This window comes from Oceanobacillus luteolus (genome assembly GCF_023715655.1).
Classification (GTDB): Bacteria; Bacillota; Bacilli; order Bacillales; family Amphibacillaceae; genus Oceanobacillus; species Oceanobacillus luteolus.
In genome coordinates, this window is record NZ_JAMBON010000016.1 from 18,130 (window position 1) to 39,323 (window position 21,194).

Sequence of the window (21,194 nt, forward strand, 5' to 3'; positions counted from 1 at the left end):
GTGGTTCTTTATCATGCTTTCATAAAATATCCTTTGTTGAAATGAGGAATAATACATGAGAAATTTATTTACTTTTAAGAGCTTGAAAATGAAAATCTTAGGTGGTTTTTCTTTTGTCATTTTATTATTTCTTATCTTTGGTATGTATATCTATTATTCTGTCAGTGATGTTAATATGGATACAGAAAGTATGATTAATAAAGATCTTCAATTGCTGATAGCAAGTGAGCAGATGGCTATTAGAATGGCTAACGGGATTGGATTGGCCAGTGGTTATGTCTTATTTGGTTATAATGATTATAAAGATATATTTGAAGACGAGACAAAGAAGGCCCAACATTACGAAAAGATTGTGCAAGAGATTGGTGCATCAGCTGAATTTGAGGAACTTATCGGACGAGCTGCTGAATGGAGATCGGCTGTGGAACAGGATGTATTTACTGAATTTGAAAATGGCAATATAGAACAAGCTACTTTAAATCTTACGATATCGTCAAAAGAAGCTCGACAAATTATGGAAGGTTTTGAAGAGTTAGCGGTAGAAAGTGAAGTTATCATTCAACATCAAGGTAAAAATATCATCAAAAATGGGAATTTGACCCTCTATATCGCATTAATCGCACTTTTAATCGTCATCATGATCAGTATAGTTGCGGCATTTGTAACTTCCGCTAGCATCACGACTCCAGTTAAAAAGGTAATGGAGCGATTAAAATTAATTGCAAGTGGAAATCTCAGTCACGAACCTTTAAAAGTGAAATCAAAAGATGAGATGGCCCAGCTTGTTATGTCTACAAATGAAATGAGCAAGAATATACGCGACTTGATCAGTGAAATTAACAACGCTTCCCTATCCATTTCAAGACAGAGTGAAATATTATCCCGTTCAGCAAAAGAGGTGGATATCGGTTCCTTACAAATCTCTACTACGATGCAAGAATTGGCTGGTGGAACGGAAACCCAGGCTATAAGAACGAGTGAATTGGCATCCATCATGGTAGCTTTCTCTACAAAAGTTGAAGAGGCTAAAAATAATGGTTATCGAATCCAAAAAGCTTCCAGCGATTTGTTGCATATGACAAATGAAGGCAGTGAATTGATGCGGGCTTCCAGTCAGCAAATGTTCAGAATTGATGGGATTGTTAAGGATGCAGTGGGTAAGGTGAGGGGGTTGGATGAAAAGTCAGATAAGATATCCAGATTGGTTTCTGTTATACAGGAGATCGCTGACCAAACGAATTTACTTGCATTGAACGCTGCAATTGAAGCTGCTAGAGCAGGAGAACAAGGCAGAGGTTTTGCGATAGTGGCTGATGAAGTCAGGAGGCTGGCAGAACAGGTATCGACTTCCGTTTCAGATATTACCTCTATCGTGCATGATATCCAATATGAATCTAGTTTAGTTACAGAGTCGCTCGAGGATGGGTATGTAGAAGTTGCTAAAGGAACGAAGCAAATTGAAACAACACAAGAAACTTTTAATGTAATTGGTCATGCCTTAACAGAAATGACGAGCCATGTTCAAGTAGTATCCAATAACATTTTGGACATAGCAGAGAATACTAAAAAGATGAATGTGTCTGTAACGGAGATTGCTTCTATTTCTGAAGAATCAGCTGCTGGGGTAGAGCAAACTTCAGCTTCATCTGAGCAGATTAGCAATACAATAAAGGAAGTTGCGAATAACGCTAATGATCTAGCCATGTTAGCAGAGGACTTAAATCGCCAGGTGAATCGATTTGTTCACACACCGGGATCCTTCGGGGATAAAAATGGAAGAAGTGGTATTGCTGGAAACAATAATAATGAAGCAGGTAGACAGAAGGATTAAAGTAAAAGATATTAGCACAAAAAAGAGCATTATCGAATCGTCTTCTGAGTAAAATGAAGTACTGATGAACATAAATCAGCAGTTTTATAAGATTACAGAAAAGGTAAGCCGTAAACATGTCCGAAATAGCTGTTATATATGCGAAAAGCTAGGAGGGCCCTCCTAGCTTTATACATTAAAAAGTAAAGCGTGCTACTTGTTCACCTTCAATAACTAACCCTTCTAATTCTCGAAATCCCATCCGCTCGTATACTCGCTTTGCACGTTCATTTGTCGGTTCATAAGAAAGTGAGATGGTCTGATGATGCCCCTCTTTTATTCTCTTGATATCATCAATGATAAGTTTTACGCTCTTTAACCCATACCCCTTCCCTTGGTGCTTTTGGTCAATCATCATGCGATAAATCCAGTATTCCTGATCGTCTTCGTCTAAACCGTAAAGCGTGAAACCAATCATTTCTTCCTCAAAGTAAATTCCTTTAGCATGGAAGTCCTCTAAGAAATTCAACTGAGCAAGCGATACGGCGTTGGGTGCAACAAAGTGCGATTGATCTTCACGGACTCGTAATGCTATAGCTTCTAACCAGTTGTCCTCTGTAATCGGTTTTAAATGCAACATAGTTATATTCCTCTCATCTTTGAATTGAAAATCCCTGACTATAGTAAATATTCGGTGGTCAAGAGAAAAATTCCTTCAAATGAGGAATGCTTCGTCCGAAATTTCTCCTCGCTTCTGATAATAGGTTGCTTTTAAAACAACGTATATATAAAATAAAGTATATATAGTGAGGAAGAACTAGGAAATACAGCATAAACTTGGTTGAAAATTACTCTCATTACATCAATAAAAGTATTTGTTCGATCATTTCGTTCACATCAATGAAAGAGAAAGTGAGTTTTTCTATATTGATCGTTTTTGCTAGCATTCTAATCATAGGACTTTTCATATCATGTGTGTATCAAAGTAAGCAGAAAGCCAAGCTACAACAGGAAGTAAGTCTATTAAAGCCAATGGTAAAAACGGTAAATAATATCCGTGATATTTTATATTATTGTGAAACCGTTCCTAAATTGAACTATTTGTATTTAAGCCCTACCGTGGATGACTTGCTTGGTCCAGGCACATTAGAGGAACACTTGCAAAATCCTGATAAGATTTTTGACATTGTCCATCCTGATGATATGGGAATCTTAAAGAAAAAGGAATTGGGACAGCTTGATTTCAACGAACCTATTAAAGTGCGGTTCAGAAATCATGAGGGAAAGTATATTTGGTTTGAGGAATATGCCAGGCCCGTGTATAAAGACGGAAAATTTGTAGCGGTAACAGGGATTTATAGAAACATTGATGACATGGTTGCGTTACAGGAGCAGCTAGAATATAAATCTACTCATGATGCACTGACAAATGTACGAAACCGGGAATATTTCGAGTCGAAAATGAGCTTTTTCAACCAATGTAAGATTCCGATGGGAATTGTCATAGCAGACTTGGATGAACTGAAACAGATCAACGATAATTATGGACATCAAATGGGGGACCGTCTGATCCGTGAAGCAGCAAATGGTTTAAACACACACGCAGAAGCTGGAATGATTGTGGCAAGAATCGGTGGAGATGAATTTGCTGTACTTATACCGAACGCAACTGTTTTACAGGTAAAGCAGTATGTTGAAAAGGTTCAAGATGAAATGCAGCAAAGAGTTGGATTAACACATTCACCGATACAGATCTCAATTGGATATGAGTACGCTAATAACTCCTTTGGTGTTATGGAACAACTAATGAGTGTAGCAGATGAAAATATGTATCAAAATAAAAATAGCAAAAAGCAATTGCTGACAGTAGAAGGTTAAATATTATAAGGTTTTAAAATAGGGAGAGATTCCACGTTGAGCTGTACATCGGTACATCACGAGGAATCTCTCCCTGTTTATTTAATATTTACGATCAGTTCACTTTTTTGTGTTTACCGGTTCCTGCTATTTTCATTGTTTCTTGTATATACTTTGCGGATTTATGTAACAGTGTCATTTCTTTTTCATCCAGTTCAATCTCAAGTTGCTGTTCCACACCATTTTTACCGATAATGCATGGCATGCTCAGTGCGACGTCTCTATTATAGCCATATTGGCCATTTAACGTCGTACAGACTGGATAAATACTGCGTTCATCCAATATGACCGACTTTGCCAGGGTGACCGCTGCTTGAGCAATAGCTGCGTTTGTCCATCCTTTGCTCGTGATGACACGATACGCAGCATCAACAACTTTCTGGCCAAATACTTCCCGATTGAGGGGTTCTTTCCCTTGGAAGTGTTTGTCCAATTCCTTTTCGCCGAGACCTTGAACGTTTAGTCGGCTGAAGACAGGGAAAGCAGTCATTCCGTGTTCGCCCATCATATAACCAGTGACACTTTTTGGATCGATATTGTAATTGGAAGCAACCGCATGGCGTAGACGGGCGGAATCAAGCATGGTTCCTGTTCCGAATATCCGTCCCTTTGGATAATCGAATTCATTTTCAGCTACATACACCATCGTATCTAATGGATTTGTAATTAAAATGATGATGGCATCTTTTGTGTACGCTGTAATGCCTTCCATTACTTCCCGTATGACTTCCGCATTTACTTCTGCGAGCAGTGCTCTGTCCGGTTTTTCATTTTTATCGGTAGGGATGATGCTTGGCCCTGCAGCAATAATGATGATATCTGCGTCTTTTACATCCTCATAACTACCATCATACACATGGATATTCGTCATATAAGTAAGGGCCGTAGCATGAGCTTGGTCCAAAGCTTCACCCAAAGCTACATCTTTATTTTTATCAATTACAACTATTTCAGAAAAAAGGTCCGTTTTCATTGCATCGGCAAGTACATAAGATCCGACATGTCCGACGCCTACAACCGCAAGTTTATTACGTTTCATGATTTTCCTCCTCGTCATCCTGTACAATCTTCTCTAAGCTCGTCAAAAAAGTCTTTCCTTTATTTTAGCTGTTTTCAGATAAATGTCTATATTAAATTATACAAAATGAAATGAATTGAATAATTATTTATATTGACCCTTATATGTGACTTGTATTAAAATAGGGAAAATTAGCATAGATTAGTATAGTGTAGAAAAGAGGAGAAAGATGTCACATCTAGAAGCGACAGATCGATTGAGTAGAGAAAAACTAACCATTTTCAACATTCCTGTTGGCTGGTTTTTGTTCATTGTGTTCATTACTTTATTTGCGATGTATACAGGGAATCTACCGGCAGGTATGGTAGGTGCTCTCCTGATTATGATGATCCTTGGGGAGTTTTTTGGTTGGATTGGAGATCGTACACCGATTTTACGTAGTTACCTTGGTGGTGGAGCAATTGTAGCTATATTTGGCTCTGCGTTTTTAGTACATATGAATTGGATGCCCGAGGAAACATCAGGTATGATTGTTGATTTCATGCAAACGAGCGGCTTTTTAAATTTTTATATAGCTGGGTTGATAACCGGCAGTATTCTTAGCATTGATTCTAAAGTCTTGATAAAAGCCGGAACGCGATTTGCCATACCTTTAATTATAGGTGTAGCAACGGCAATTGTAATTGGAGGAGCAGTCGGTTCCATTATAGGAGAAGGCTTTATCAAATCGGTTCTTATCATTGTTTTTCCGCTGATGGGTGGAGGCATGGGGCTGGGTGGTGTGCCAATGTCTCAAATCTACTCCGATGTGTTGGGCAATGAACCAAGCTATTATATGTCGCTTCTTGTACCAGCGATTGCATTAGGTAACTTATTTGCAATTGTGCTTGCTAGCGTGCTAAACGGACTTGGTAATAAATATCCAAAGTTGACTGGAAATGGGGTCATGATTCCAGGCTTTGAATATGAGAAACAAAAAGAAAAAGATTACAGTATCAGTCAGTTAGGAATCGGTTTGCTTGTAGGATTATTATTTTTAACCCTTGCAACTGGATTAGGGAATTTTATTCCACTCCATCCTTTTGCATTGATGATATTGATGATTGCGATATTTAAAGTAACAAATCTCCTCCCGAAATTTTTAGCAGATGCTGCAGTTGCATGGTTCCGCTTCGTCTTGAAAAACTGGACCTATGCATTATTGGTTGGGATTGGAATCACATTTACAGATCTCAATGTAATCATGGAGGCATTCACCCTTGAATTCGTCCTTATTGTCGGCATTACTGTTATCGGCGTCATGTTGATGACAGGTTTTGTCGGAAAGTTAGTCGGCATTTATCCTATAGAAGCGTCGATTACCTCAGGATTAGGCATGATTAGCATGGGAGGGACTGGTGATGTATCCGTTCTGGCTGCAGCTAGAAGAATGGAATTAATGGCATTTTGTCAAATTGCCTCCACGTTAGGAGCATCATTGATTTTATTCTTGGCAGATATATTTGCAAAGATGTTGTAGGTTCAATGTTTCAGGTAGGTTCGCCACTATAGAAAGTGGCGGCCTTTTTTAATTGATTACTATGACAGTTCGTTTTATCGATAAACATCTAAAAAACTATGAAATGGATTATACTATATAGGGATGATGGATTTTTCTAATAAGAATGTAAAATATGAAAAAGTGGTGAATTGTTATTGAGGAAATTTAAGAAGGTCTATTTAGAAATTACAAGTGTCTGCAATTTGGCTTGTGTATTTTGTCCACCAACATTACGGCCTAAGCAATTCATTTCATTGGAGGATTATTCCAAGCGATTGGACGAAATTAAACCGCACACTGACTATGTATACTTGCATGTGAAGGGGGAGCCACTGCTCCACCCTAAGATTGGTGAACTGTTGGACATCAGTCATGAGAAAGGTTTTAAAGTTCACATCACAACAAATGGAACATTGATCAAAAAGAAGAGAGAACAACTATTAAACAAGCCTGCACTCCGACAGCTGAATTTCTCGCTACATAGTTTTGATGGCAATCCAGCTCTGAGGGATAAAGATAAGGAAGGCTATGTGAGAACTATCCTCTCTTTCATTCGAGAAGCAACGAGCCAATCGGAAATGTATATTTCTTTGAGATTATGGAACTTGACACAAAACAATGAGGAAAATCTTAAAAGACAACGTAATCGGGAATTATTAGAGATTATTGAGGAGGAATTTAATCTGGATTATAAAGTTGAAGAGCGAATTAAGCCAGGCGGCGGCATTAAAATTGCTGACCGTGTGTACATCAATCAAGATTACGAGTTTAAGTGGCCTTCATTAGATGAAGAAGAGGATGATGGGAAAGGCTTTTGCTATGGGTTGAGGAATCAGGCTGGTATTTTGGCAGATGGAACGGTAATTCCTTGTTGTCTCGATGGTGAAGGTGTGATTGATCTTGGTAATATTGAGGAGCACTCCTTTTCGGACATCATCGAAATGGATCGGGCGAAAAATCTCGTTGATGGTTTTTCCAGAAGGGTCGCAGTGGAGGAATTATGTAGGAAATGTGGTTTCCGTAAAAGATTTGGAGCATAGTTTTTATAGAAAATCTGAAATGGTTGAAAGCCGAACTCGATGTTCGGCTTTTTTATCTTCTCTCACTTAGGCATTTGCACACCAATCCCCGAAATAATGAATACAATAAGCTAACAAATCGGAGAGGAATGAACAAAATGCCCCAAATATTTCCTGTCGGTATTCAAACGTATGTATTAAATAACGGGCCCAATCAGAGAGTGTATTATCCTCAAGCAGTAGGTATGCAGAATCAACAGTTAGAAAGATATATTAATCAAGCCATCGTACATCAAACCCAGCAGCTCATCCAAGAGCAAGTTGGGAATATGCCGAGTTCTGTGCAAGAGATGCTAGGTACGTATGAATTGAAAAATAATCAACGTCAAGTACTTAGTCTTTCACTATCGAATTATACGTACCATCACCAGGCTGCCCATGGTTTGACGATCATCAAGTCCTTAACATTTGATTTGGAGAAAGGAAAGTTGGTGAGTCTGAAAGATTTGTTCAAGCCAGGAAGTGGTTATGTTGGAAGGCTATCTAGCTTAATCGATGAACAAATTAAACAGCGGGACATCCCCCTGTTGGGAGAGTTTACAGGTATTCGTCCTGATCAAGATTTTTATATTGCGGACAAGGCACTTATTATCTACTTTCAACTTTATGAAATCACTCCATATGTTTATGGTTTTCCTATGTTTCCTATATCCGTTTATGATATTCAAGATATGATAGACGAGAACGGTCCATTAGGCCGAATGGCTACGAATAATTAACTGAGGTTCAATAATTGTTCATAAGTTGGCAGGATTTTTATCATTTCCTTTTTATGTAATAGCACATGTCCGGGATTATACGTTAAAATAAAGTATTGGAACTTATCAAGCTATTAAATAGAGAGGAAGTTTAGAAGACTATTGAAAGTACATCATAGATTATTTCTCGGTTTACTACTTGTTTTTGGATTAGCCGGATGTGGTAGTAATGAGATTGTGACCAATGTTGGAGAGTTGGATTTTGAGCAGCCATTAAAAATACCGGAACTGCTGGAACCGGAAATTTTAGAAGATGGTACGAAACATTTTACCTTGACGATGGGGCCGGGAACGACTGAATTTTTTCCAGGAACAAACACAGACACCTGGGGAATAAATGGCTCGTATCTTGGTCCGACTGTTCGGGTTTCCCGTGGCGATCAAGTGTCCTTTGATGTCGTCAATAATTTGGGGGAAGTCTCGACACTGCATTGGCACGGTATGTTATTGCCTCCAGAGATGGACGGTGGCCCACATCAAATGATTGAAGCGGGTGAGACGTGGAAGCCTCATTGGACGATAGACCAGCCGGCTGCGACCACTTGGTTCCATCCTCATCTACATGGTAATACGGCACAGCACGTGTATCGCGGACTTGCAGGGATGTTTATTATTGATGATGAGGATTCCGAAAAACTCCCTTCTGAATACGGTGTGGATGATATCCCACTTATTGTCCAAGATAAATTGTTTACGAGTGATGGTCAGTTAGAATGGGATGATGATGGATCCTATGGGTTGCTTGGAGATGAGATACTGGTGAATGGAACCCATGATCCATATCTTGAAGTGACTGCGAATCAAGTCCGTTTCCGTCTGCTGAATGGCTCCAATGCCAGGGCTTATAATTTCGGATTCACTGACGGACGTTCTTTCCAAGTCGTTGGAAATGATGCTGGACTTCTAAACGAACCAGTAACATTAGATCGAATCATGTTAAGTCCAGGAGAACGTGCGGAAATCGTCGTTCAATTCGAGCCGGGAGATGAGACGATTCTTCGGAGTTACAGCGGGACTGCCGGGATTGAAAGTGGAGAATTTGATTTGTTGAAAATCATTGCTGCTGATGAACTCACAGAATCTGAACCGATAAGTGGTGAACTTTCTTCGGTCCCACCTATAGAGGTTCCAGAGGATGCAAAGATCCGTCAATTCAACTTAACGATGGAAAATGATATAAATGGGAAGAAAATGGACATGAAACGGATTGATGAAGTTGTTGCTGCAGGTACGACGGAAATTTGGGAAATCCATAATTTTGGGCCGGAACATAATTTTCATATCCATAATGCAGCGTTCAGGGTACTGGAAGTGGCTGGCGGTGAGCCTAAAGAATATGAACGTGGCAGGAAAGATACCGTATTTATCCCACATGGTGCAAGTGTGAAAATTGTCGTTGAATTTGCTGACTACACGGATATGGAGTTTCCGCTCATGTATCACTGTCATTTATTAAAACATGAAGATGGTGGTATGATGGGGCAATTCTTGCTGGTGGAACCCGGTACAGAAGAAGAGGCACCGTTGGAACTAGACATAGAAGTAGATGAAAGCCATCAACATTAAATAAATTTGAATCCAAACCGGACAGGCTTCATGCTTGTCCGGTTTTTTGATGTATATTTTCTCGGTCTTAAGTCATATATATAGATGGTACAGAAAAAATAACTTGGGTAGTTGGAATAGTTTTCTATTAAATCTATTTAAAATTATCAAACTATCTGTATAATAATAAATATTCAAATAAATATGAGGGGAAGTGGGAAGTTTTTATGAAAATTAGAAGCTTTAAAGTTGGCATTATTTCTATCCTCATCGTATTACTAGCAAGTATACCTTTTATCACTCATGAAGGTGAATTATTTGTCGTCGCATCAGATGAAGTGGCTGAGGTAACAGAAGGCTTGTCCCTCGAAGAAAAACTGGACCAGCTCCTAGATAATCCCGTACTAGATCGCTCAATAGTAGGAGTCAGTGTCCGGAATGCGGAAACAGGAGAGGAAATTTATGCAAACGATGGTGACATCATGTTGCACCCTGCTTCGAATATGAAAATCCTTACGGCAGCTGCAGCGTTGGAAATTCTAGGTCCAGATTATCAGTTTAAGACGGAAATATGGACGGATGGTAACCCGAGGTCGAGGGTGTTACAGGGAAATTTATACTTAAAGGGCAAAGGAGACCCTACGCTCTTGAAAGAGGATTTTGATGAAATCGCTCAGCAATTAAAAGACAAAGGAATTATGAAGATAAATGGTAATTTAATCGCAGATGATAGTTGGTATGATGATGTAAGACTTTCTCAAGATCTGAATTGGTCAGATGAACCATTTTACACTGGTGCCCAGGTGTCGGCGTTAAATCTGTCACCGAACGCAGATTATGATACAGGAACGGTGATTGTGGAAGTGACTGCGGCGGATAAAGCTGGAGAAAAGGCAAAGGTGAATCTGGAACCATACACGAATACGGTAAATATCGTGAACAAAACGGAAACGGTTGCTGCTGGCCAGTCGAAGAGCATTTCCATTGAAAGAGAACATGGGTCCAATAATATTATCATTAAAGGGAAGATGCCACTGGACGGTTCGATGTCAAGGTCATGGGTTTCTGTATGGGAACCGAGCTATTATGCCGCAGATGTGTTTAAGCAATCCTTGGAGGAGCATGGAATCGACTTCCTTGGACGATCCAAAGTAGAGCGTGGCGTAACCCCAGATGATGCAGATTTACTAGTGACGCATACTTCCATGCCATTATCAGAAGTTTTAGTTCCATTTATGAAATTGAGTAATAATGGTCATGGGGAAATGTTGACGAAAGAAATGGGCCAAGTGGTCCATGGAGAAGGAAGTTGGGATAAAGGATTGGAAGTGCTGGAAGATGTGGCTGTGAATTTCGGAGTAGATGGTAAATCCATCCTGCTACGTGATGGTTCAGGGATGTCACATAAAACTTATATTCCAGCTAGTGAATTATCACGCTTCCTCTATGAAATCCAGGATGAGGCATGGTATGAGCATTTTGAATACTCCTTGCCTGTTGCCGGAGAGTCTGAACGATTTGTTGGTGGTACGTTGCGTAATCGAATGACTTCCGAGCCGACAAAGGGGAATGTCTTTGCAAAAACAGGTTCTTTAACGAGTGTGAACACACTATCTGGATATGTATTGACTGTGGAAGGAGAGAAACTGATTTTCTCCATTTTAAATAACAATTATATTAGTGGTTCAGTGACTCCAATTCAAGACGCGATTGTCACTGAGTTAGCAAAACACACATTTGAAGAGTAAAGTTGGAAGGGATCACCGTAGTGGTCCCTTTTATTTTTTTATTATCAGTGTAAAATTGGTGGAATGGATGTGTTGTCTTTATCATTCCTTAGAGAAATATGCAATTCAAGCTTTCGATTGATAGAGGCGAAGAAGATTTCCTCCACATTATCAATACCTTGATCGGCCAAGTGCTGGATTAACCAAGGTTCATTTAAATGAACCTCTTTCAATACTTCGGGATAGATTTTCCCCTCTACGATGACAGGAAAGGAAATCGATGATGTTGGTGTTGCGATATACATATCTTCCACTTTAATATTTTGTTTTTCTGGTTTTTTTAGTACACTTAACCCCCCAGATGGTTCGACTACTGCTGTTTCTACTTCACTAATATCAAATACATCTTTCTCCCGGAGCAGTTGCAGAATGTTATCAATGGAATAACGAATTTGTTTCAAGTTCTTATGTATAAATTTTCCATCTTGAATAACGACGGTCGGTTCAAATGTCAGCAACCTGCCGATTTTTCGATTGGAGATTTTCCAGTTGGCGACAATTCGTTGAAACAATGCGATTGCGATGATCGCATAAGCTGTTGGTATATGGTTAATCTCAGGATCGGCAATATCCGCTCCAACTAGTGCCCCTAAAATGATGACGATTAAAAAGTCAAAAACAGGCAGTTCGGCAATTGCCCGTTTTCCCATGAATAACGTCATAAAGAAAAGCAACGGAATAATAGTTATAATTCTTCCGGAAACAATAAGTAAGTCTTTCATTAAGTCTAGCATCCATACAGTCCTTTCTGTAGAACAGTGAGTAATGAAGAAAAAAGGGGATACTACCACTTTTTCCAATTTAAACTAAAAATAGTACAGAAATAATGCTTTGACTGTATAAATGTCGTTCGTATTCATCAACAACCAAGCCTAGATGACATATAATATTCTACTAATTATAGGTTGGGACTGAGAACAATGATGAACATGAAAGACGATGAGAAAAGCCGTAAATTAACGAAACCTAATATTCTTATCTTCATGGTGGATGAGCAGCGCTTTCCACCGGCTTATGAAAATGAAGAGCTAAAGAAATGGCGAAAGGAAAATCTGAAAACGCAGGAATTATTGCGTAAAAATGGGATGGAGTTTTTAAATCATTATGTTGGCAGCACAGCTTGTATCCCGAGCCGAACTACATTGTATACAGGTCAATATCCATCCTTGCATGGAGTGACGCAAACCATAGGAGGCGCTTCCCCTTCTTTTGCCCCTAACGTGTTTTGGTTAGATCCTCAAACGGTTCCCACATTCGGTAATTATTTCCGCGCAGCAGGCTACCGGACGTTTTGGAAAGGGAAATGGCATGCGAGTGAACCAGACATATTAATTCCTGGGACCCATGATGCCTTACCGAGTTATGACCCAAATACAGGTGTTCCGGATGCAAAACTGGAAAAGCTTTACTTAGATGCAGACCGTTTGGATGAGTACGGTTTCTCCGGCTGGCTAGGACCTGAGCCACACGGTTCCAATCCACGGAATTCAGCTTCATCTGCTGGAGTTGGGACGAGTGGACGTGATGAAGTGTATGCAAGGGAAATCGTTGATTTAATACAATCACTGGAGGCCGAAGATAAGAATGATCCTTGGTTAATCGTCTCTTCCTTTGTAAATCCTCATGATATTACCCTGTACGGAGAAATTACGAAGCTTAGCCCGTTATTCAACTTTGAGATTGATCCAACTGTCCCACATATCCCTCCTGCTCCCACATCCGATGAATCATTACTTACAAAACCGACGGCCCAACAAAATTACAAAGAAGCGTACCAAAAGACATTCCAACCGACAAGAGATAGCTTGTTTTACCGAAAACTGTACTATTCGCTCCATAAACAAGTCGATCAAGAAATGAGCAAAGTACTCCATGCTCTAAAAGACTCCGACTTCTATGAAAATACGATTGTTATCTTCACATCAGACCATGGAGATTTACTAGGTTCCCATGGCGGACTCTTCCAAAAATGGTACAATGCCTACGAAGAATCGATTCATGTGCCTTTCATCATCCATCATCCGAGATTGTTTCCAAGAAAAGCAACTACAAAGATGCTTACAAGTCATGTAGATATTTTACCGACTCTATTAGGTCTTGCCCAAATAGATGAACTCTCGATTCGCAAGCAGCTAGCCAAAAATCATTCAGAAGTACATCCTCCTGTGGGGAGGGACTTGTCACCCCTGCTATATGGCAACGCTGACTTTCTTCGGGCGAATGAAGCTCTATACTTCATGACGGATGATGATGTTACGAAAGGTGTCAATCAAGTTAGCATATCTGGTGAACCATATAATTCTGTTGGACAGCCGAATCATGTGGAAACAGTGATTGCCTATCTGCAGACTGGAAAAAATATGGAAGAGGAATTATGGAAGTTCTCACGTTATTTTGACAACCCTCAATTTTGGGGTGAACCAGGTGTGGAGGACCAGCTGACAGAGTTTGAGAATCAAACCCCGATTCATGAGGATGTTACTGTCTCTTTATATAAAACAACGACTCGTAAAACCCCTGTTCCCGAGCAATATGAGCTGTATAATCTAACAAAAGATCCTTATGAAACAAAAAATCTGGCACACTCTTCCAATGAAAATGCTCTTACTGGTTTAGTTCAAATGTTGATGAATGGGTTATTGGAGGAACAACGCCGGCAAAAAAGGTTGAAACCCTCAAATGGAATAGGATAAAACAATGGTTAGAAGTAAAAAGGGATGCCCAGATTACAGGACATCCCTTTTGTTTTAGAAATTGATTTAACTTTGAATGAGCCCCATATTTCCTGTCTTGCAAACTCTGGATAAGCGGACATAAAGTGTACTAGGATTGGTGACTGCAATAAAGAAGGATAAGTGTCGAATAAATTCCTGTCTCCATATTTTATCGCATGTAAAGCGAGCGGCAATTCATGTTTGAATATATCCACTCGCCTAGCTGCTACGGAGGGGTCCACCTCTCCGCGATCGATATATAGATAAACTAGAAACTTCAAAGTACCATCAGAAAAAATCCACTCACCCAGAACTTCATCTCTAAGCGGATTAATGTTATCCCAAGCAAAACCATGACCGATAGTTAAAAAGAGATCTCCTGTATGATCAGAGTGGGTCAGTGTATATCGTCTCGGAATGATTGGGTGTGTATCGGTCGTTCCTTCTATGAATTCGATGGACAGCTTTTCCGGTTGAAACTCACTCAAAAGATCCACCCCTACCGTTTTTCTATACATATTAATCTAGTAGGGGTAAAGTGTCTGTACTTTAATACAAAAATAATTCCACGCAAAAAACAGATAGGCAAGCAAGCAACGCAACACTTACCAAGCTTGCACCACGGTAAGCAAAAATAATAGCAACAATAAACCCGACAAGTGCTGACCATGAAGAAGCTGTCGCATCTAAAATCGCTGGAAATATCATGACTGCAAGGGTTACATAGGGTACGTAATATAAAAATGATCGGATATAAACGTTTTTAATCTCTTTTCTGATGAGGGTGAGCGGCAAGACTCGGATAAGATAAGTTACTGCGGCCATAACCACACTGACAAAAATCGCATTACTCATATGTATTCTCCTTTACCGGAAAGACAAATGCTGCAACACCGGCAATGACAAATGTTAAAATAATAATTTTCAGACCAGATGAAATGGATGCCAACATAGGTATACTAGCGAGTATGAAGCTGGTTACCATAGATAAAATAATTAGTCCTAAAATAATTTTACTCTCTTTTGCAGCGGGGATAATGACCGCAAGCAACATTCCAAATAAAGCGATACTCAGCGCACTTATCATTCGTGGTGGAAGTATATTTCCTGAGATCACTCCGAATAGTGTGCCTAATGACCATCCTGGGATTGCTGCACTCATCACACCGTATACATAGTAAGGACTCAATCTCCCCTGCCTTGCAACGGATACTCCAAATACTTCATCCGTAATCCCGAATGACATGACTAACCGGTGAAAAAAAGATGTTTCAGGATCAATCCTTTGAGACAGAGCAAATGACATGAGGAAATATCTAGAGTTTATGATTAGTTGTGTCGCTGCAATTTCAGCTATGGTAGCAGCAGTGGCAATAAGTGTAAGTCCCGCAAATTGTCCTGCTGATGTCAAATTGGTTGCAGACATGAATACTGCCTCGAAAGGATTTAATCCCGCCTGTTTAGCAAGAATGCCAAAAGTAAATGATACAGCGAAATATCCTAAAGCAATCGGAATTCCATTTTTGAAACCGATTCTCCATTCTCTTACGTTCTTCATGGTTCTCCTCCAAAGCTGTTTAATTATATGAGAATATTTAATTTATTATCGCGTTATTGTGATAAAGTGATTTTAGCATATAATTTTACATTAGTAAAATTAATAAATATAATCATTATATTAGTTTATCTAATGAAAGTGGGAGATGAAATTGAATCGCTACGATGTATTTATAAAGGTAATTGAAGCGGGAAGTTTTACAAAAGCAGCAAATGAATTGGGCTACACTCAGTCAGCTGTCAGTCAAATGATTCAAGCATTAGAGGAAGAATTAGGCACCACACTGGTTTCACGCAGTCGAAAAGGAATATCATTGACGCAAGACGGGGAAGAGTTTCTTCCCTATCTAAAAAAGATTTCCAACTCATATGGAGATCTCCTGAAAAAGAAACAGGAAATGCAAGGCTTGGAAAACGCAAATATACGGATTGGCACGTTCACGAGTGTTTCCAGCAATTGGCTTCCTGGGTTAATGAAAGACTTTAAACAAAGGTATCCATCTGTTCACTTTCAGTTGCAACAAGGTGAATATACGAGTATTGTACAATCTATTCAAGATGGTACAGTGGATTTTGGTTTTGTTAACCCGGATGCTGCAACTGAGTTGGAGACAGTTACATTAAAACAAGATAGGATGCTCGCCATCATTCCGGAACATCATCCGCTGACAAATCATTCCAGTGCATCTTTGGAAGCACTATCTACAGAGCCTTTCATTTTACTCGACCAAGGTGATTGGAGTGAGCCGTTGGAAAGTTTCAAGGCTAATGGTTTACAACCTAATATAGAGTATCGAGTTATTGATGATTATACGATTATGTCTATGGTGGAAAGTGGACTGGGAATATCCATCTTATCCGAGTTGGTCCTAAATAAGGTCAGCTATCGTTTTGTAAAAAAAGAAACGACTCCACCGATATACCGCACCATAGGTATCGCTTATAAAAACAAGAAAACGATGCCAACCGCAAGTAGGCATTTTGTTGATTTTATTATTAAGAGGTTTAATGAAATCTGATCGGTGGTAAAAAAATTTTAAGCTTAATTGTGACAAAACTGTGAACAAAAGTATTGTGGTGCAAATAAAATGGTGTTATAATATTCCCAATCTTAGAAAGGGGCGAACAAAAATGAAAGCGATTGCAATTGGAGTCATGAGGCTTTTTGGATCTTACCTAGCTATAATTTGTATTATTGGCATGTTGCCAGTCTTTTTGTTCACAAGTGAAATCCCTTTATATAATAGTTTGATTGATTACTTATTTAATAATCATAAGGGTTAGACGGTACCCAAGATATTGTGAAAACATCCATTTAGATGGATGTTTTTATTTTTTTGCCATATCATGTCGAACTGTTTTTAGGAGCCGGAGGAAGGAAATCAACAAAAAAAGTTGTATTCATATAGTAATAGGTTATGAACTCATGAGGGGGTAAAAGCAATGAACGGAATGAACGAATGGATGCCAATTTCGCAAGTATCCCAAAAAGTGAACATACCTCCAGAAACAGTCAGACGCTATGCTAGACAATATGGATCTTATCTGGCTATGAAGCGAGGCGAAAAGAAAGCCTATCTTATCCATGAAAGTTCACTGGATACGATAAAAAGAATCCGGACTCTATTGGAACAGGGACACCAGCATGGACAGGTGAAACTCTTGTTGAGGAACGAGAACGAAGCAAATGTTCACATAGAGAAAGAAGAAGCTGAACATGATCAAAAATTATCACAACAAATGATGAAAGAGATTCATATGCTTGTAGACCAGAATAAAAAGCTCATGAAATTGATGACCGAGATGCATGAACGGATGAATGTATACGAAGAAATATTGGAACAACAGCAGCAGCTGGCTGTTACCTCTGAACAGGTGGATGAAACGATGAAAGAACAAAGGGATTATGAGAGAAAACGGGATGAATACTTGTTGAAAACGATGAACGAAATGCAGGAAAAACGAAAAGAAAGTGCAAATCCGCGGGAAAAGAATAGGCTATTTACGAAACTCTTCAAATTGACTTGAAAAAAACTACAGTCCACAACATTGAGCGGGTGGACTGTATTTTTCTTTAATGACTCTCCAGATAATTGAGGAAGAACTCATGAATCCGGAATGTTGTGGGCCGCTTGCCAGGTTGTAAATCCAGGCAGCGGTTTATTAAATGAGCGAAATCTTCATCTAATTCCCGATGTTTTTGTACGGGTTGAGCAGCCCTTTTAAGCTGTTCGAAACTTCCATCCTCCATAGATTGAAATGGACGTTTAGCTGTTGCAGCAAAATAGAGGACTGCACCGATTCCCCATACGTCAGCAGCTGGGGTCAATTTGTCTCCTCGTGCCTGTTCCGGCGACATGTATTGTTTTGTCCCAATCCCTTTCCTCACCTCTCCAGGACGTGCTGCCAAATTAAGGTCGATGACTTTGGCAAGTGGAGGTTGGGAAATAATATTTGAGGGCTTTAAATCAAGATGTAAAATATTATTCAAATGAAGATAGTGGACGGCCGAGGTGAGCTGCATGCCGAGATGTGCCAACTGTTTCGCCGGCAGATAGGTATCTTCGGCTGCGAGATTCCTGACCAGACGGGAAAGTGTTTCTCCTGTTAAGGTTTCTTGTATCAGGACCGGTACTGGTATTTTCACAATTTCATAGCCGCGGACAAGGTTTGGATGGGAGAGTTTCTTCAGGTACTCCCCTTCCTGAATCAGACGTTGCTTTGCTATTTCGCTCGTTGCGCAAGCGGGCTGCAAGGTCTTGGCGATACAACCTGTAAGCTTCTCTTCACTCCAAACATAATAGACGTCACAATCCTGGCCTCGCCGCATGTGGTGGATGACGGTGTAGCCAGGGATGAGTGTTTCCCCTTTTTGAAGAGGTTCAATCATTTCTTTGTTGTCTGTCCATTTCAAGTTATTCAAAAGCATGATGTTTCAGCTCCTTAAATATTATTGATTTCCTTTTAGTTTGGAACTGCCTGCAAATGTTTTTTAGCTTCTGGCTGTGCATCAAACAGTTCCGCATACTTTCCACCATTTGCGAGCAATTCTTCATGTGTTCCGTTCTCCATTACTTTGCCGTCTTCGAGATAGAGAATTCTGTCCGCTCTAGCAGCACTTCTTAAATTATGTGTAATGATGAGAGTTGCTTTATCTTGCATTAATTGTTTCAAAGGATCCATAACCCGCTGTTCAGATTTTGCATCAAGCCCTTCTGTTGGTTCGTCGAGGATTAAGATGGATGCATTGCGGATAATGGCTCTTGCTATAGCAATTCGCTGGCGTTGACCACCGGATAAATTTCTGCCTTTTTGGCCGACGTGGGTATCATATCCTTCCGATAATTCAATAATGAAGTCATGCGCCCCGGCTCTTTTGGCGGCTTCTACGATTTGCTCATCAGTCGCTTCAGATTTTCCATAGGCGATATTTTCTCTTACAGTCCCATCAAAGATCAAGGATTCCTGGAAAAGGACAGCAACATTATCCCGGAGTGATTCAAGACTCACTCCTTTAATCACATTTCCGTCGACAAGGATTCTTCCTTCTGTCGGATCGTAAAAACGCATCAACAATTTCACAATCGTGGATTTGCCGGTTCCGCTTGCCCCGACAAGAGCGACAGATTCACCGGGTTCAATGGAAAATGTGACGTCAGACAATACTTTTTTCTTTTTGCCTGGATAAGAAAAGGAAACGTGATCAAACTCTACACGGCCCGTTGGCTCTTCCATAATATAGGGAGCTTCTTTGATTATTGGTTTTTCGTCCATAAATTCAATGACCCGCTCGGCGCTTGCAGATGCGGAATAAATCGTATTCAGTAATCTGCTGAGACCGCGGACCGGTCGGTAAAGTTTATTTAATAATGTCATGAAAGCTACCAGGCCTCCGATGGTGAGCTCACCTTGAATGAGAAGCATCGCTCCAACAGCCATTACAGCGAGTGTTCCGAACGTTTCAATCAGACTGACGACTGGAGAAAATGCGGCTTTCAGACGGACTTTCAACATTTTGGCATCAAAGCTGCGTCGGTTTTGCAGATCAAAACGTTCAGCTTCTGCCTCTTGTTGGTTATACGCTTGCATCAAGGCAATATTTGAAAAACTCTCTTCTGAAATGGAGTTGATTGCCCCTTCTCGACGGGTCCTTTCCCGCGAGGCCATTTTAATTCTTTTCGAGAAAAACCGTGTCACTACATAAAATAAAGGTACGACGATTAGTGAAACGAAAGCCAATTTCCATTGCATGAAAAACAGCATGGTTATAAAAACAATGAGCTGACTAAAATATGATACAGCCGATGTCGCTCCTGTAATAATCAGCCGTTCAATGGAAGCAATATCACTCGACATCCGTGAAATGATATCACCAAGTTTCCGTTTTTCAAAAAAGTGGAGCGATAGACCTTGTAAATGTTCATACAGCCCTTTTCGCAATGAAAGAATAAAATTCTCCCCGACCCAATTGGACATATACGTACCACCGAAATATAAAGTCCCGCGAAGAACTGTCAGGCAGAAGTACGCTAGAATAATTCCGTAGATGGCATTAAATTGTTGAGGGACCAGAACGTGATCGATAAAGTCCTGCAAGAGCCAAACAGTACCTGATTGGACGACTGGCTGTAAAATAATCAACAGTAAACTAAATAGAATCCAGAAACGGTATGGCTTGGCATATGGCCAGAACCTGCGGAATATTTCTTTTACAGGGACAGGTGGGGACTCGGAAATAAGGTTATCCTCTATGTTTCTAACTTTCCATAAATCCCTGAACTTTTGCCGGGAGTGTTTTTTTCTTTTATTATTCCGTTGCCTCATCAAACTGCTCACCCCTTTGTGAAGAAAGCGGCCCCTTCTGAGTCAGGAGCCGCATCTTGTTTATTCCTGTATAGAAGCCTTTGGCATTTAAGAATCGCTGTTACTGTAACTGTTGCTATAGCTGAAGCTTTCACTATCACTGTTGCTGTAACTTACAGAAGTGACTTCTTCAGCCGCAGCTGGTGTTAATCCATCAAAGTAAGTCATCTTGCGGTTCCCTCCTCTCTTAATTCAACGCTTTAGTTTAGGAATCACTGTTACTGTAGCTATTGCTAAAGCTTTCACTATCGCTGTTGCTATAGCTATAAGAAGTAACCTCTTCAGCCGCGGCTGGTGTCAGTCCATCGAAATAAGTCATTTGCAGTTCCCTCCTCTCTTCGTTCAATGTTGTAGTTTAGGAATCACTGTTGCTGTAGCTATTGCTATAGCTGAAGCTTTCACTATCGCTGTTGCTGTAACTATAAGAAGTAACCTCTTCAGCTGCAGCTGGCGTCAATCCATCAAAGTAAGTCATGCTGCAACACCTCCTTCCCTGTTACCACCATTATTCCACGGGAAGATTAGGGAACCATTATAAGAAAACAATAGAAAAGTTAGAATTAAATGAGAAATGTCTGAGAAGTATTTCAAGGAGGTGACAATGAT

The 21,194-nt window shown here is 40.0% G+C and carries 18 protein-coding genes; 10 read left to right on the forward strand and 8 right to left on the reverse strand.

The genetic code is table 11. The annotated features are described in order from the left end of the window. Positions 1 to 55 precede the first annotated feature (55 nt). Positions 56 to 1,831: a methyl-accepting chemotaxis protein gene (locus M3210_RS10925; protein WP_251514308.1), complete on the forward strand. Its 1,776-nt coding sequence runs from the start codon at positions 56 to 58 to the stop codon at positions 1,829 to 1,831. A gap of 175 nt (positions 1,832 to 2,006) precedes the next feature. Here M3210_RS10925 and M3210_RS10930 read toward each other — a convergent pair whose 3' ends face one another. After that, positions 2,007 to 2,450: a GNAT family N-acetyltransferase gene (locus M3210_RS10930; RefSeq protein WP_251514311.1), complete on the reverse strand. Its 444-nt coding sequence runs from the start codon at positions 2,448 to 2,450 to the stop codon at positions 2,007 to 2,009. A gap of 335 nt (positions 2,451 to 2,785) precedes the next feature. Between M3210_RS10930 and M3210_RS10935 the strand changes: the two genes are divergently transcribed. After that, on the forward strand, positions 2,786 to 3,688 hold the full coding sequence (locus tag M3210_RS10935) for a sensor domain-containing diguanylate cyclase (protein ID WP_251514313.1): 903 nt from the start codon (positions 2,786 to 2,788) through the stop codon (positions 3,686 to 3,688). 94 nt (positions 3,689 to 3,782) lie between these two features. On the opposite strand, the gene M3210_RS10940 is transcribed toward M3210_RS10935, so the two are convergent. After that, positions 3,783 to 4,766 (reverse strand): L-lactate dehydrogenase, encoded by a 984-nt coding sequence (locus M3210_RS10940; protein WP_251514316.1) that lies wholly within the window; start codon positions 4,764 to 4,766, stop codon positions 3,783 to 3,785. Between the two features lie 208 nt (positions 4,767 to 4,974). Between M3210_RS10940 and M3210_RS10945 the strand changes: the two genes are divergently transcribed. The 5 genes from M3210_RS10945 to dacB all read left to right on the forward strand — a co-directional run bounded on the left by M3210_RS10945 (position 4,975) and on the right by dacB (position 11,415). Then, entirely contained in the window at positions 4,975 to 6,264 is a 1,290-nt protein-coding gene (locus tag M3210_RS10945) for a 2-hydroxycarboxylate transporter family protein (RefSeq protein WP_251514318.1), read from the forward strand. A gap of 176 nt (positions 6,265 to 6,440) precedes the next feature. After that, a complete protein-coding gene (locus tag M3210_RS10950) occupies positions 6,441 to 7,325 on the forward strand; it encodes a radical SAM/SPASM domain-containing protein (RefSeq protein ID WP_251514321.1) in 885 nt (294 codons plus the stop codon). 137 nt (positions 7,326 to 7,462) lie between these two features. After that, positions 7,463 to 8,083, forward strand: coding sequence for a DUF3298 and DUF4163 domain-containing protein (locus M3210_RS10955; protein ID WP_251514323.1), 621 nt, complete (start codon positions 7,463 to 7,465; stop codon positions 8,081 to 8,083). Between the two features lie 141 nt (positions 8,084 to 8,224). Beyond that, entirely contained in the window at positions 8,225 to 9,688 is a 1,464-nt protein-coding gene (locus M3210_RS10960; RefSeq protein ID WP_251514325.1) for a multicopper oxidase family protein, read from the forward strand. Positions 9,689 to 9,894: 206 nt separating this feature from the next. After that, complete coding sequence (gene dacB, locus M3210_RS10965; protein ID WP_251514327.1) at positions 9,895 to 11,415, forward strand: D-alanyl-D-alanine carboxypeptidase/D-alanyl-D-alanine endopeptidase; 1,521 nt, start codon at positions 9,895 to 9,897, stop codon at positions 11,413 to 11,415. A 44-nt stretch (positions 11,416 to 11,459) separates the two neighbouring features. On the opposite strand, the gene M3210_RS10970 is transcribed toward dacB, so the two are convergent. Then, positions 11,460 to 12,188, reverse strand: a complete 729-nt coding sequence (locus M3210_RS10970; protein ID WP_251514329.1) for a DUF421 domain-containing protein — start codon at positions 12,186 to 12,188, stop codon at positions 11,460 to 11,462. 186 nt (positions 12,189 to 12,374) lie between these two features. Between M3210_RS10970 and M3210_RS10975 the strand changes: the two genes are divergently transcribed. Beyond that, positions 12,375 to 14,147, forward strand: coding sequence for a sulfatase family protein (locus M3210_RS10975; RefSeq protein WP_251514332.1), 1,773 nt, complete (start codon positions 12,375 to 12,377; stop codon positions 14,145 to 14,147). Positions 14,148 to 14,155: 8 nt separating this feature from the next. Here the strand turns inward: M3210_RS10975 and M3210_RS10980 are convergent, their stop codons facing one another. The 3 genes from M3210_RS10980 to M3210_RS10990 are packed head-to-tail and all read right to left on the reverse strand — an operon-like array spanning position 14,156 to position 15,726. After that, positions 14,156 to 14,665 carry a staygreen family protein gene (locus tag M3210_RS10980; RefSeq protein WP_349774346.1) on the reverse strand — a complete coding sequence of 170 codons (510 nt, stop codon included), beginning with the start codon at positions 14,663 to 14,665 and terminating at the stop codon, positions 14,156 to 14,158. Between the two features lie 52 nt (positions 14,666 to 14,717). Continuing rightward, complete coding sequence (locus M3210_RS10985; RefSeq protein ID WP_251514337.1) at positions 14,718 to 15,023, reverse strand: AzlD domain-containing protein; 306 nt, start codon at positions 15,021 to 15,023, stop codon at positions 14,718 to 14,720. Next, positions 15,016 to 15,726 (reverse strand): AzlC family ABC transporter permease, encoded by a 711-nt coding sequence (locus M3210_RS10990; protein ID WP_251514339.1) that lies wholly within the window; start codon positions 15,724 to 15,726, stop codon positions 15,016 to 15,018. Before M3210_RS10990 ends, M3210_RS10985 begins: the two co-directional genes overlap by 8 nt. A 151-nt stretch (positions 15,727 to 15,877) precedes the next feature. Between M3210_RS10990 and M3210_RS10995 the strand changes: the two genes are divergently transcribed. Beyond that, positions 15,878 to 16,744, forward strand: a complete 867-nt coding sequence (locus tag M3210_RS10995; RefSeq protein WP_251514341.1) for a LysR family transcriptional regulator — start codon at positions 15,878 to 15,880, stop codon at positions 16,742 to 16,744. A gap of 424 nt (positions 16,745 to 17,168) precedes the next feature. Continuing rightward, entirely contained in the window at positions 17,169 to 17,753 is a 585-nt protein-coding gene (locus M3210_RS11000; RefSeq protein ID WP_251514343.1) for a MerR family transcriptional regulator, read from the forward strand. 46 nt (positions 17,754 to 17,799) lie between these two features. Here M3210_RS11000 and M3210_RS11005 read toward each other — a convergent pair whose 3' ends face one another. Together M3210_RS11005 and M3210_RS11010 are read right to left on the reverse strand one after the other, a co-directional pair. Beyond that, the gene (locus M3210_RS11005; RefSeq protein WP_251514345.1) at positions 17,800 to 18,654 is read right to left on the reverse strand and encodes a serine/threonine-protein kinase; all 855 of its coding nucleotides are present in this window, start codon (positions 18,652 to 18,654) and stop codon (positions 17,800 to 17,802) included. A gap of 35 nt (positions 18,655 to 18,689) precedes the next feature. Further along, positions 18,690 to 20,549, reverse strand: coding sequence for an ABC transporter ATP-binding protein (locus tag M3210_RS11010; RefSeq protein WP_251514402.1), 1,860 nt, complete (start codon positions 20,547 to 20,549; stop codon positions 18,690 to 18,692). Positions 20,550 to 21,194: the final 645 nt, after the last annotated feature.